General features: G+C 54.1%; 11 protein-coding genes. 2 read left to right on the top strand and 9 right to left on the bottom strand.

Annotated features, from left to right (window positions below):
- Positions 1 to 221 precede the first annotated feature (221 nt).
- Positions 222 to 1,931 carry a peptidoglycan D,D-transpeptidase FtsI family protein gene (locus EU557_RS11465; RefSeq protein WP_167855171.1) on the bottom strand — a complete coding sequence of 570 codons (1,710 nt, stop codon included), beginning with the start codon at positions 1,929 to 1,931 and terminating at the stop codon, positions 222 to 224.
- A gap of 797 nt (positions 1,932 to 2,728) precedes the next feature.
- On the opposite strand from EU557_RS11465, the gene EU557_RS11460 reads away from it, so the two are divergent.
- Positions 2,729 to 3,217 carry a YciE/YciF ferroxidase family protein gene (locus EU557_RS11460; protein ID WP_135530598.1) on the top strand — a complete coding sequence of 163 codons (489 nt, stop codon included), beginning with the start codon at positions 2,729 to 2,731 and terminating at the stop codon, positions 3,215 to 3,217.
- A 378-nt stretch (positions 3,218 to 3,595) separates the two neighbouring features.
- Here EU557_RS11460 and EU557_RS11455 read toward each other — a convergent pair whose 3' ends face one another.
- Both EU557_RS11455 and EU557_RS11450 read right to left on the bottom strand, forming a co-directional pair.
- On the bottom strand, positions 3,596 to 4,420 hold the full coding sequence (locus EU557_RS11455) for a hypothetical protein (RefSeq protein ID WP_135530597.1): 825 nt from the start codon (positions 4,418 to 4,420) through the stop codon (positions 3,596 to 3,598).
- A 98-nt stretch (positions 4,421 to 4,518) separates the two neighbouring features.
- Entirely contained in the window at positions 4,519 to 7,995 is a 3,477-nt protein-coding gene (locus EU557_RS11450; protein ID WP_135530596.1) for a methylmalonyl-CoA mutase family protein, read from the bottom strand.
- Positions 7,996 to 8,364: 369 nt separating this feature from the next.
- Between EU557_RS11450 and EU557_RS11445 the strand changes: the two genes are divergently transcribed.
- A complete protein-coding gene (locus EU557_RS11445; RefSeq protein ID WP_135530595.1) occupies positions 8,365 to 8,844 on the top strand; it encodes a hypothetical protein in 480 nt (159 codons plus the stop codon).
- 36 nt (positions 8,845 to 8,880) lie between these two features.
- Here EU557_RS11445 and EU557_RS11440 read toward each other — a convergent pair whose 3' ends face one another.
- The 6 genes from EU557_RS11440 to EU557_RS11415 all read right to left on the bottom strand — a co-directional run bounded on the left by EU557_RS11440 (position 8,881) and on the right by EU557_RS11415 (position 13,745).
- Complete coding sequence (locus EU557_RS11440; protein WP_135530594.1) at positions 8,881 to 9,258, bottom strand: hypothetical protein; 378 nt, start codon at positions 9,256 to 9,258, stop codon at positions 8,881 to 8,883.
- A gap of 61 nt (positions 9,259 to 9,319) precedes the next feature.
- Positions 9,320 to 10,174 (bottom strand): carboxypeptidase-like regulatory domain-containing protein, encoded by an 855-nt coding sequence (locus EU557_RS11435; RefSeq protein ID WP_135530593.1) that lies wholly within the window; start codon positions 10,172 to 10,174, stop codon positions 9,320 to 9,322.
- Positions 10,175 to 10,345: 171 nt separating this feature from the next.
- A complete protein-coding gene (locus EU557_RS11430) occupies positions 10,346 to 10,699 on the bottom strand; it encodes a hypothetical protein (protein WP_135530592.1) in 354 nt (117 codons plus the stop codon).
- A gap of 126 nt (positions 10,700 to 10,825) precedes the next feature.
- A complete protein-coding gene (locus EU557_RS11425; protein WP_167855170.1) occupies positions 10,826 to 11,656 on the bottom strand; it encodes a carboxypeptidase-like regulatory domain-containing protein in 831 nt (276 codons plus the stop codon).
- Between the two features lie 296 nt (positions 11,657 to 11,952).
- Complete coding sequence (locus EU557_RS11420; protein WP_210116024.1) at positions 11,953 to 12,528, bottom strand: DUF1349 domain-containing protein; 576 nt, start codon at positions 12,526 to 12,528, stop codon at positions 11,953 to 11,955.
- A 155-nt stretch (positions 12,529 to 12,683) separates the two neighbouring features.
- A complete protein-coding gene (locus EU557_RS11415) occupies positions 12,684 to 13,745 on the bottom strand; it encodes a M14 family metallopeptidase (RefSeq protein WP_135530589.1) in 1,062 nt (353 codons plus the stop codon).
- Positions 13,746 to 13,791 lie beyond the last annotated feature (46 nt).

Raw genomic sequence — 13,791 nt, 5'->3', positions numbered from 1 at the left:
AGGTGTAGTGCTGCTGCGTACGGAAAAGGCTTGCCGCTGCCATGATAGTGGTGGGCCAACTTCTACATTCATGATAGTTGTACATAACTTATGCTGTGCTAACTGGAAGCTGAAGACTAGATACCAACAAAGTCCAGGTAGGCCAGTTGCTGCCGCAGCCTACGGCTTCGCTTCAGTGCAGTAAGGCTGCACTTGGTAGCCAACCAGTGCTCTATAACAACTTAATACCCATGTCGGGCCCGGCTCTGAATGCGGGCTTCCCAGCGCTTGCGCTTGGCGGCAATGCTGCCCCGCAGGTATTTCTCCATTGCCAATGCCGCACAGGGCGCCGCGGCGTCAGCCCCAAAGCCGCCATTCTCAATGTACACGGCTATGGCAATCGTAGGATTTTCGGCAGGAGCGAAACCTACGAAGGCGGCGTGGTCGTTGCCCTCATCGTTTTCTACAGTCCCGGTTTTGCCTGCCACCCTTATGCCTACATCTTCCAGACTAGAAGCATCGGCGGTGCCACCCTTCTGCATTACGGCTAGCATGCCAGGCAACAAGGCTGCGAAATGGACGCTATCGATGAGGGTATAGCGTTTTTCGGTGAAGCGTGGCAGCGGGCCGCTGTCCCCTATGCTGCGCACCAGGTGGGGCGGGTAGTACCAGCCGCGGTTAGCAATGATAGCGACCATGTTGGCCATTTGTAGGCCAGTCAGGTTAATTTCGCCTTGTCCGATGCTGAGCGAGTAGATGGAACGGTACCTCCAACGGGTGGTGCCCCGGGCCTTGTCGTAGTACTCGGGAGTAGGGAGGAAACCGGGAGCCTCGCGCGGTATGTCAACACCCAGCACCGAGTCGAGGCCAAACGAGCGGACGTAGCGCCGCCACTCGGCTAGGTTAGCGTGGCGAGCGGCTACGGTATCCTGCACCAGGCTATCGGGCACGTAGTTGATAACCTTTCCCATGACCTGATAGAAGTAGGGGTTGCAGCTGTACTTCAGCCCGGCTGTTAGGTTGCTGGGGGCTGGGTGCCGATGCACGCAACTGATCAACGACTGGTCGCAGCGGAACCCGGTAGTGGGGGTGATGGAGCCAAGTTGCAAGGCCACGGCAGCATTCACCAGCTTAAACACCGAGCCGGGAGGGTTGGCGCGCATGGCGGGGCGGTTAATCAGCGGCATGCCCTCTTGTTGCAGGAGCTTGGCGCGTACTGCAGCTTGGTCGGGGGCGGTAATGGTAGCGGGCTTGTATACGGGGGCCGAGACGTAGGCCAGTATTTCGCCGGTCCGTGGGTCGAGGGCCACTAGGTAGCCTCTGCGGCGCCCCAGGAGTTGTTCGGCGTAGGCCTGTAGCTTCACATCGAGCGTTAGGTACAGGTCCTGACCTTGCTGAAACGTGGTATCAGGTGCCCAACTGCCCTGCGTCTGGCCTTGCTCATCCACTAAGGGGTGCAAAACGCCCCGGCGCCCATTAAGGAGGCCATTATAATAGCCCTCCACGCCCCCGTTGCGCAACTGGTAAAAACGGCCCCGGCGGTAGCGCTTGGCTTGGTTGTAGAAGGCGTCAGCCTCGGCGCTTGAGTAGCCCAGCACGTGGGCACCTACGCTAGTGGTATAGGAACGCTGGCGGCTTTCCGTCAGGGTAAGGCTAGGCCACTCGCGACTTTTGCGCCGCACTCGCGTTGCTTCGGCCGCCGTGAGGCGAAGCTGAACCGGATAACCTGCCGGGGCTTCCTCGTAAGGCAGGGCATCCGCAATGCGCTTCCTAATGGTGGTTGGTCCCCAGCCGAGCAACTGGCCTAGCGCCAACGTATCGAGCGGCGGACGGCGCGGCAGCTTCAATAGATATTGCGGGCGGGTGGCTACTAATACTGAATCGTGACGGTCGAGAATACGGCCGCGCTGTGGCACCTCCGGCAGCACGATGCGCCGCTTGGTGTAAAGCATAGTGGTATCGGGTGCCGGGGTGGGGATGTCAGTTGGCTGCTGTTGAAGTGGGGAACAAGTGAAAAGGACCAGAAACACGGTTAGTAAACTCATTCTCCAAATCGCAAACAGGTAAAGCCAGGGGTATCTGAAGCACTTTACGCAGTTGCCGAACTCCTAGATGTGTTGCTCATTATGGTAATCCTAGATGCTAAGCTCCCAATCGACCCAGATGCGCCGCTAGGCCACTGTATCGCTTAGCTCTCACACAAAGTCCGCTACAAGACCAAGTCAATCAGGCCCTGCTAACTTATGGGAAGTCGGTTCTATAATGAGGAAGATGCACCTACAGGATATTGTCATTTTTAGCGCAGCATGAGCTATATGCTGGGCTTCATAGGTGAGTTAACAAGAACATAATACTCCTTTGCCGGCCTCACTTATAGCCCATGTGGGAGTATTACTATAAAACGATTTGCGGGTAAAATGGCTGATTGCTTATTCATAACGATTTCGTGCTGAATAAGATGTTATATTATTGATAAACAGTCGGTTGTATTGTGGCGGAAAGTTGAATAATAGTTGGAAGCGTTGTGTAACTGCTGCAATTGGATTCTGCGGGTGTTAACCGTTAAGTTTAGTCTCTTCCAGCAGTATGGTATTAACATACTGTAAGTGTAAAATATTGATAATAAGGGCTGAATGGTAAACAAACGCCCTGTTTTATAACGGACTATAGAGGTAAACAAAGCAAAACAACCCCCGTTGATATGGCTGAGCAAGTGATACTTGCTATTGATCTTTTATCCTTCTGAGCTATGAAAACCGACGATCTCAAACAACTCATCAAAGACGGCCTATCTGCCCAGCAAGCCGGCAGCCAGGTAGCAGCCAAAGCCACCGACGAAATCCTCAACGATGCTAACCATCCGGAGCTGAAAGCCGCCTTGCAGGAAGGCAATGAAACCGCCAAGAAGTGGGCCCAGCGCATTGAGGAGGCCATTGCCGAAGCAGGCGGCGCCGAAAACCAGAACAACGAAATCCTGGAGGCCCACTACCGCGTGAGCAAGGAAATCCGGGCCAAAGCTACCTCCGACACGACGCGCGACCTGGGCATCATCGCCAGCGGCCAACTGGCCCTGCACTACTGGATTGCTTCCTTCGGCACGGTAGCCTCGTATGCCGCCTCCGCCGGCCTCACCCAAACCGAGCAAAACCTGAAAGCTTGCGTGCAGGAAGCCAAACAGGCCGACGACAAGCACACCGACATCGCTCAGCGCATACTCGCCGAGCAAGGCCAGCAATAGGGGCAATTGTCATCACTGTAGCAGCCTTGCTAACCATAATACAACCGCGCCGCTTGGATAGCTCCAGGCGGCGCGGTTTTGGTTTGGTATATTATTAATGAAATGAATTTCTGATTTAAACTCCCCTTAGAGGCTGGAAATTACTCGCCCCAATCACGATGCCCATTACCAGCAACCTCTCACTAACTACACTAAAGGTTCGAACCAAGGTTACTGAGGCAGCGAAAGCTGCCTTTACGGGTACTTTTATTCCGTGAGATAGGCTGAGTTGGTGTTATGCGGTGGCAGCCTAGTATAATATTACCGATTATGCAATAATAGCTGATTAAGTTTATGTATCGGGATTAATCGAAACATGAATTAGGTTATTTGAAACCGTTAATTCCCTAGATATTTTTTAAATGATATAAAATCTTTATCAGTTAAAAATGGTCTTTTGCTATTGCTTTTAGGCTTTCCTATTCCTATGAATTCAACTTTATCTGTAGTAAATAGTAATGGTCCAAATGTACCCATTCCAAGATAAGATAATATCATAAATACATAGGGCGATGATGTGTCTGTAAATAGCTTTTCATACTCTTCCCTAGATACTATTTTGTGTGGAAGTGTGTACACTTCCTTTGCTTTGATAATCATGTCATTAGATATGTCATCCTCACAAATGATTAATATAGAATTGGTAAGCTTTGTATTCTTAAAATCAAGGGGTTTCTTTTCTATTGTTTGCTCTATCCTTTTAATACAGAATGCAATGTCGCTTGGGTGAACGATGTCATTGCAAATAGGCTCTATATGTATTGAGAAGGAGACCCTTTTAACTATTACTCTTAAGCCAAGGGAAAAGAACCCCTTAGCCATCCCAGGTGACTTCATTGTATGTGGCATTGTGGATAATGAATAATTTCTTAACTCTAATATATTAAGCTGACCTGTGTTCTCTTTTTCAATCTTAGTTAGCTCTGCATTTGTTATATATGATATGCTAGGTGATAATTTCCAATTAGTAGATACTGATTGTTGTAAAAGTTTATTCAATTCGGGTGATTCGTCATTTAATAAAACAAAGAGAGGTTTGGTCTTTATGTTCTCAACCTCTAGTTCCTCGTTTCTATTCACCTCTGCTATAGATCTAGAAAACTGTGCAAAAACAGAATTGCTTGCTAGTAATATGATAAATAAAAAGGTAAATACTGCTTTCATGTTAAGGTGTTTGATGTGCTGTGAATAGAATTTGAGAAATGTAAAAGGGTGCTACCTCAGCAAGGTAGCACCCTTTTCTATATGCATAAACAAGCCATTTACATATTCCGGCGGTACTGACCACCTACCTCAAACAAGGCATTGGTTACCTGGCCTAGGGAGCAGAACTTGACGGTTTCCATGAGCTCCTCGAAGAGGTTGCCGTTGGCTACTGCCACTTGCTGCAGCTGCTTCAGGCGCTGCTCGGTGGTGCCGGCGTTGCGAGCGTGCAGGTTCTGGAGCATCATGATTTGATACTGCTTTTCCTCCTCCGTGGCGCGGATTACCTCGGCCGGGATGACCGTGGGCGAGCCTTTCGAGGAGAGGAAAGTGTTCACGCCGATGATGGGATACTCGCCTGTGTGCTTCAGCATCTCGTAGTGCATGCTTTCCTCCTGAATCTTGCCGCGCTGGTACATGGTTTCCATGGCGCCCAGCACGCCACCGCGCTCCGTAATCCGGTCGAACTCGGCCAATACGGCTTCCTCTACCAGGTCGGTGAGCTCCTCAATGATGAAGGAGCCCTGTAGCGGATTTTCGTTTTTGGCCAGGCCTAGCTCCCGGTTGATGATGAGCTGGATAGCCATGGCCCGGCGCACCGATTCCTCAGTAGGCGTGGTAATGGCTTCATCGTAGGCGTTGGTGTGTAGGGAGTTGCAGTTGTCGTAGATGGCGTAGAGGGCCTGCAGCGTGGTGCGGATATCGTTGAAGTCGATTTCCTGGGCGTGCAGGCTCCGGCCGCTGGTCTGGATGTGGTACTTCAACATCTGCGAGCGGGCGTTGGCGCCATACTTCAGCTTCATGGCCTTAGCCCAAATGCGACGTGCCACGCGGCCAATTACCGCGTACTCCGGGTCGATGCCGTTGGAGAAGAAGAACGACAGGTTAGGAGCGAAGTCGTTCACGTCCATGCCCCGGCTCACGTAGTACTCCACGAAGGTGAAGCCGTTGCTGAGGGTGAGGGCCAGCTGGGTAATGGGGTTGGCGCCTGCCTCGGCAATGTGGTAGCCGGAAATCGACACCGAGTAGAAGTTGCGCACCTTCTCCTTGATGAAGTACTCCTGCACATCGCCCATAAGGCGCAGGGCAAACTCCGTGGAGAAGATACAGGTGTTCTGGGCCTGGTCTTCCTTCAGAATGTCGGCCTGCACGGTGCCGCGCACCTGGCTGAGCGTGCGCGCCTTGATGGTAGCGTACACATCGGCGGGCAGCACCTGGTCGCCGGTTACGCCAAGCAGCATGAGGCCTAGGCCATCGTTGCCGGCGGGCAGCTCGCCCTGGTAGTGGGGGCGTGCCAGGCCTTTCTCTTGGTAGATCTGGTTGATCTTAGCATCAACCTCCGCCTCTAGGCCATTCTCCTTAATATACAGCTCGCACTGCTGGTCGATGGCCGCGTTCATGAAGAAAGCCGCCAGCGTAGCCGCCGGACCATTAATGGTCATCGACACCGAGGTGCTGGGGTTGGCCAGGTTGAAGCCCGAGTAGAGCTTCTTGGCGTCGTCGAGGCAGGCGATGCTTACGCCGGCATTACCGATTTTGCCGTAGATGTCGGGCCGCAGATCGGGGTCCTCGCCGTAGAGCGTCACTGAGTCGAAAGCCGTGCTCAGGCGCTTGGCGGGCAGGCCCGCCGATACGTAGTGGAAGCGGCGGTTGGTGCGCTCGGGGCCGCCTTCGCCGGCAAACATACGGGTGGGGTCTTCGCCCTCGCGCTTGAAGGGGAACACGCCGGCCGTGTAAGGGAACTCGCCGGGCACGTTCTCCTGGAGCTGCCAGCGCAGCAAGTCACCCCACGCGGTGTAGCGTGGCAGTGAAACCTTCGGAATCTGCTGATTTGAGAGGCTGGTGGTGTGCGTCTGGATGCGAATTTCCTTGTCGCGCACCTTGAACACAAACTCCGGGGCCTTGTAGGCCGCTACCTTTTGCGGCCAGGTCTCCAGAAGCTTCCAGTTCTGCCCGTCCAGCCGAAGCTTGATCTCCTCGAAGGTGCTCTCCAGGCCGGCCACGAGGCCTCCGGATTCGCTTCCGTGGCGGCTGCTCCCAGCGCCAGATCCTCCAGCGGCGTTGTGCCCGAGGCTTTCGACGGCTCCAATGGCTTGCTTGATTCCGTAGAGCTGCTGAGCGGTGTCAGCTTGTTTTTGAACCCACTGGTCATACTGGCGGTTGGTTTCGGCTATTTCAGAAAGATAACGCGTGCGGTGGGGCGGAATGATATAAATCTTTTCCGAGTCCTCCTTGCTGGTTTCGAGCTGTGACGCGAACGGCACGCCCGTCTTGGCTTCTACGGTAGCCAGCACGGCGCGGTAGAGGCGGTTCATGCCGGGGTCATTGAATTGCGAGGCGATGGTGCCAAACACGGGCATTTCGTCCAGGGGCTTGTCCCAGTGGCCGTGGTTGCGCTGGTACTGCTTGCGCACGTCGCGCAGGGCGTCGAGGGCTCCGCGCTTGTCGAACTTATTGAGGGCGATGACGTCGGCGAAATCGAGCATGTCGATTTTCTCCAGCTGGGTGGCGGCGCCGTACTCAGGCGTCATCACGTAGAGGCTGGCGTCGGAGTGCTCGATGATTTCGGTGTCCGACTGGCCGATGCCCGAGGTTTCGAGGATGATCAAGTCGAAGTCGGCGGCGCGCACCACGTCCACGGCATCTTGCACATACTTGCTCAGGGCCAGGTTGCTCTGGCGAGTAGCCAGGCTGCGCATGTACACCCGCGGCGAGTTGATGGCGTTCATCCGGATCCGGTCGCCGAGCAGGGCCCCGCCGGTTTTGCGCTTGCTGGGGTCCACGGAAATGATGGCAATGGTCTTCTCCGGGAAGTCGAGCAGGAAGCGGCGCACCAGCTCATCTACCAACGACGACTTACCCGCGCCTCCCGTACCGGTGATGCCGAGGATGGGCGCTTTCTTGGTTGCAGCCGGCGTAGGGTCGATACGCTGGTCGTTGCCCGCTTCCGACTTCTGGAAGTCGGCAATCAGCTGGCCTTTCACGCGCTCAAACTCCTGGGGGAAGTTTTCGGCGGCGGAAATCAGGCGGCCGATGCTGCGGGCGTCTTTCTCCTTAATATGGCTGGCCTCACCGTTGAGGTTCTGACCGGTAGGGAAGTCCGACTTCTGGAGCAGGTCGTTGATCATGCCCTGCAGGCCCATGGCGCGGCCGTGGTCGGGGGAGTAGATGCGGGTGATGCCGTAGGCCTCCAGCTCCTCAATCTCGGAGGGCAAAATTACGCCACCGCCACCCCCGAAGATCTTCACGTGGCTGGCGCCGCGCTCCTTCAGCAGGTCGTACATGTACTTGAAGTACTCGTTGTGGCCGCCCTGGTAGGAGGTAATGGCAATGGCCTGGGCGTCTTCCTGAATGGCACAGTCCACAATTTCCTGCACCGAGCGGTTGTGGCCTAGGTGGATTACCTCGGCACCGCTGCTTTGTATGATGCGGCGCATGATATTAATGGCGGCGTCGTGCCCATCAAATAGGGCAGCCGCCGTCACGATGCGGATGTGGTTCTGAGGCTTATACGGAGCTACGGGAGCTGCTTGCATAGCGCGGGGGAATTTGGGTGGATTTTGGGGTAGCGAAGGTACGAAAAAAGCCCCGGCGGGTAGGCGCGGGGCTTTTCGGGAAATAGATACTACGATTCTTTTCTACTTTCGAGCTTCCTTCATAGATATCCATACGATGGTGGATGAAGAGTTAGGTGAAGTAATCGTCAAAAGCTTTTTTGCTCTGGTTGGTGGCTCAATACGTTGGGCATTTTTCCGTGGTCTATTAGGTATTACGAAACGCACATATCTCGATTATCTAGATGATACATTTAGCAATGTGGTCATTACGCTCGTGTTGCTATTTCTACTGTTTCTATTAGTAGGAGCTTAGTCGTTCTGGCTTACTTATAAGTTACTTCTTATTCCTTGAAACAACGCAGTAGCACGTTTAGTGAGGTTGAGCAGATTGTGAAACTTCTGGAACACCAACAGGCTTGGAGAAGCCGGGCTGGAAGCGGTACAGGGTCAATTTTTACATTGCAATTCGGCCCAGCATTATTCAACGATCATACCCAAGGAGAATTCTCTCTTATGGTCTATTGCGCCTGGCGAATTGTTGAAGGAAGCACCACTATTTGCACATGGCGTGAAGATGCTGAATCCATATTGGCGCCCATGCTCAAAGATTTAGAAGGGGCTCATGTCTCGAAAGCTAACCTCTCCGAATGGGGAGACCTAACAATCGATTTTAACATAGGCCACTCATTGCAAATCTGGAGCGAGGCACATTCAGAATATCCTGAAAACTGGTCGATAGGTTACCAAGGCAGCGGGCACTATTCTATGGAAATAGGCAAAGGATTTATTTATGAGAAGAGCGAGCCACAGGCAGCAAACGGTGACTAAACAATAAAGCCCCAGCGGGAAAGCGGAGGCTTTTTGTTACCAAGGCTCTTGTAAGTACTCTACTAAGTCTTCGAGTGTTCTTCCTACATAGGTAGTGTCCTCTGGAATATCGCCAATAAAAGGAACAGTGTAGATATCACCTGTTTCTTTTTCAATAGCGCAAGCTTCTCCCACCTCGTATGTGCCTATCAAGAAGAAATCAGAGAAAGCATCATCATCGAAATTATATTCTTCATTTATATCTACCACTTCCGCCAAAGGCCACATGTGCAGATATTTTCCCTCCTCAAACTCAAATATTTTTTCATGAGTCTGACTCATTAGTGCTACATACCACCCTGGGAGAGTAAAATCAATACTATCTAATAGCAGATAGATAGACTCGGGAGTAGGCAGTTGGTTCGGTTCGCTCATGATCTTATTACATAACCCGAAAGATTGAAAAGGCAACCAGTAAACGCAGTGTAATGAAAACTTACTCCGTCATAACAGTGAAGTACAGGCTGGGCTGCATCGCATGAGTGGTCCAGGCGGCTTCGCTGTTCTCGCGCTCCACTACTACCTGCTTGGCCTGGCGTGTAACGGGGATGGAGAAATACTTATCCCACGGGTCTTTCTTCTCGCTCTGCAGCCATTGGATAGTGACAAAGACAGGGCGAGCTTCCAACTCTAGAGCAAAGGGGCGTAGATCTACCGTTTGCCAGCCGTGTTCCTTGTTAGTGCAAATGAGTTGAACATCTCGCGTCACTAGTAGTTGGCCGGGGCGACCTTGCTCCACCGTGTACAGGTTCAGGCGGAAGCGGAGGTGTTCGTAGGTATTGGTAGCCAAGAAAACATGAAACTCCTCCAGGTAGGTACGCTTAGCTGGCTTAAGTAGGGTCCCAAATTCCCAGCCCCATTCATCATCTACCGTTTCTTTTCCGCTGGAGCCCGCCAGCCACAGAATGTCGCCCTTGGCATTGTTGCGGCCTAATAGGCTAGGGTGCATACGGCGGTGCTCCACCACTACATCGCGCAACGTTTGCTCCTGCGATGTCAGCTTAAATTCCCGTTGGCCGGCCGCCAGGGCTTTCGGCAGCACCACCTCGCGGGAAAACCCGACGCTGGAAACAATTAGCGTATCGGTCAGGCCGGCGGGCAAGCGCAATAGATAGCGGCCCTGTTCGTCGGCCACTGTACCAATGCTGCGATGCGGCACGCCCAACGTGGCAAAGGGCACTGGCTCGCCGGTTTTAGTATTGAGAATGCGCCCTTCGATAATGGTGGTTTGGGCGTGCAGGCTAAAACTGGCCAGCAAAAAGGTAACCAGGAAAGGAAGCTTGTTAAGCATGGAAGGGAACAGGCCCAGCGAGAAGACTTTGACCCAATGGCGAGCATTGGAATCAGAGCCGAGGGAACAGCTGGGATGAGGGAGAATGGAAAGCGGACCGGTACATACACAAGAAAAACACCTGGGCTGCTTGGCGGCGGCCCAGGTGTTGGGATTTTAGGCAAGAAGCAATTACTGTGCAGCTTTTTGCTCTAAAGCCTGCAGCAGCTCATCGGCGGCGTTTTCAATATCGGTATACCCTTGCTGGGCAGCGCGCTCTTTGGCGGCAATTAGGCCGTCGCGGTGCACGGTTTTGAAGTCGCCGTAGGGGAAGTGGTAGCGGCCCTTGGTGTCTTCGCCTTTGGTCATGTCTAGGCCTAGGTGCCACTGGCCATACTCCTCAATTTCGTGTTTATCCAGAAACTTGTTTTCGGCGCTGGTGTCGGGATTGTGCTGGCCCCAGTGACCCTCGTCATTCTTGAGTTTGCCTTCTTCAATGAGGCGTTTAGCAAATTGTACGGCGGTAGGATTCAGTTTGAGGCTCATGAGGGGAGAGATTTATATAAACAGAAAGGACAAAGCAGGCTAGCTGCCTCTATAGCTTACGCTTCAGGTTGCTTTCTGTTAAAGTTGAGCTAGGCCCGTGCGGTTGCACAGTGGCCTAGGCCACCCTCAATCTCGGTAGGCCTGCACGCTTAGGTTCATGCTGGGATTGACGGGGAATATCTGCCAGCCCGCCTCACTTTTGTCGCGGATGTAAGCGCGGTGAAACGCGTCGGGAAAGGCGGCAGGTACGCTTATGTATTTACCCTTGGCCCTCGGTTCGTCGTTATCGAGCCACTGCATAGCCAGGGCAATTTTCTGATTCTTTTTTAGGTGTAGATTGTAGGGGCGCAGGTTAACCTTCACCCAACCCGTTTGCTGGTCGCTGAGTACAAACTGCATATCCTGGTCGGTGAGAAGGGTTGTGGGGTGGCTGCCTTCCACAGCGTACAGCTTCAGGCGGAATCGCACAAACCGTAAGGCATTGCGCTCTATATACACGGAAAAGGCATCGACAAAGCAATTGTCAGAAGGCGTGAGGAAGGTGCCGACTTCCCACCCGCGCATTTCCTTAGGCAGACTGTCTTTGGGTGCCCAGTTACCCCAATGCGCCACGCCGCCGGTTGACTCCCGGCCCAGCACCTGCGGCCGGAGCTTGCCGTGCCGCACGGCCACCTCCTTGAGTTGAGTAGCCTGAGGCGTAAGCGTTACAGACGGGGTTTGCCTTAGTTGGGCGGCTGTTTGTTTCTGGGGTAGAAATCCCACGCAGGATACTACTATGGTGTCGGTGGGGAGGGCTTGCGCCAGGGGCTGCAGTGGGAACTGCCCGGTTTCATTGGCCACCGTGCCAAGGGGCTTGCCCTTCACCCCAACGGAAGCATAGGGCACCGGTGCCCCCGAATCGGCGCGGGTAATGGTGCCCTGTGGCGTTTGGGCCCAAGCGGCCGATGCCATGCTCATATGGATGAGGATAATCAAGCAGAAGCCAATAATCCGGCGTGAGTAATATGGCGTTAAAGCAAGAGGTGACCGGTCAGGTAGAGACTGAGCCGCACGAAGCCGATAGAAAGGCATATTTGGGACGAGCAAGGGTATAGACAATGTCCTTGCTAGAGTAAGTAGCCCTCACTAACAGTTGCATGAGCACCCGCCCCTGATCAGGACTAGGCCACTACCTATAAAAAAAGCCGTAGGCCAGGTCCGAATACAACAGACCTGGCCTACGGCTTGTCGGTGCTTGACAGCGCGGTAACTTCTTATTTAGTAGCGGTAACGGGCGTAATGGAAAACCCTTCAAACTCAACGGGGAAGCCCTTGCCATCGGGGGCGGCGCACATCAGGCCAATCTGCACCTTCTTGCCCGGCGTGGGCGGGAAGTAGGCCAGGCGCAGCATTTTGAAGTCTTTATTGTCGAAGGAGTACTGAATTTCCACATAGTCGCCCTTGCGCAGTAGGGTCAGCCACACGGCCTTCGGGCTATCCTGGCGCGGCACCACCGACCAGTCAGACACTTCCCGCGTTACCACGGCGCTGACGTTCTGTACCCCTTTCACATACTCAATGCCGGTCTTGATCCAGTTCTTCTCATCCAGCCGAATCATTAGGCCGGCCTGGTCATAGAGCTCCTTGTACTGGCCTACCACTTTCACCTTGGCCAGAAAGTCGCCCTCCTGCTCCTGATAGTAGAAGTGGCCGTTGTCGCGGATGAAGCCGTAGTGGGTCACACGCCAGAAGTCGGTGCCGCCTTCTACCTGCACTTGCAGTTTAGATGCCGAAATGGTGGTTTTGGCCGGGGCGTTTTGCCAGCGTAGGCCAGTAAGGGATTGAGCCATTGCGGTAGAGGCCGTGAGGAAAAGCGCGGCGGAACAGAAGAGTAGTTTCATAGAATGGAAGGCAGGCTGCGTATCGGGTAGCAAGGAAGTCAGAAAAAACTACTGCTCTGCTTCGATGCAGTCTTTTCCCACTGTTGCCAGTTAGTCCATCTACCTCAACGCTGCGACTGAGCCCCCGGCGGTACGTTGCCGATGCTGAACAGGTCCTCGCCTTTACTGATAGGAGGGGCACTGCTCATGTACAATATCACCCCATCAACCGACGATACTACGTCGGCCAGGTGATTACCGAACAGGTCCGTCAGGTGGCCTAGCGTGCGGCCTTTATATACATACTCGCCGGCCTTCACCTGGGGGTAGAAAAAGCCCGTATGCTCGCTGCTGATGGTGGTACGCCGGGCAATTAGCAGGGGCTGGGTGGTGGCGGGCTTGTCTGTCGTGAGGCCGAGGTGGCCTAGCAGCCGGTAAAGAGCCTGCTTGATCTGAGCCACGTTCTCGGCCTCGGGTAGGCCCAGGCGGCCGCACTCAATATCGGCGGCCGGAATGCCCCGCTTGGTGGCTTCGCGTGAACAGTAAATGGACTCTTCCTTCAGGGTGGGCTCGTTGCCGAACTGCACCACGTAGGGAAAGCCCATGGCCACGGCCATATGTCGGGCTTTCTCCGATACCTCGGGCTGGTCGAAGTAATTATAATAGCCCGAGTACGGGCGCAGGTCTTCGGGGGCGTCGCCGGCGTGCACGTCCACGAAGTAGTTGCAGCGGCCTATGATGTCGTTGCTCAGCACCCAGGCCATCCGCTCAGTGATGGTGCCGTCGGCCTTGCCCGGAAATACCCGGTTCAGGTTCTTGTTGTCCAGGGGGTTCACGTCGGTGCGGTGCCCTAGGAACCCCGGTACATTGGCCAGGTGCACCAGAATAATGGTGCCGCTGAGCTGGACCGGGTCCAGGGCTTGCGCAAACTGCTGGGCCGCCACAATGGGCGGATACTCGTAGCCGTGCACGCCGGCCGTGATGCCCAGCACCGGCCCCTTTTTGGCGCCATGAAATACGGTTACGGGAATCACGGTGCTGTCTCGCCCCGCTACTACCGGCAGTAGGAAAGAGCGTTTCGTGCCGGCTTTAATGGTTTCGTTGCGGAAAGAAAAAGGCTTAACGGCCGCGTAGCTCAGGCTTTGCCAAGCGCAGAGCAGCACGGTAAGAAGAACTCGGAAAGGCATAATAGAAAGGAATTGGTACGGAAACGGCCTGCCAGCAGCGGCTGGC

This window comes from Hymenobacter wooponensis, assembly GCF_004745865.1.
GTDB lineage: Bacteria > Bacteroidota > Bacteroidia > Cytophagales > Hymenobacteraceae > Hymenobacter > Hymenobacter wooponensis.
This window is presented reverse-complemented; position numbering and strand designations above follow the sequence as displayed.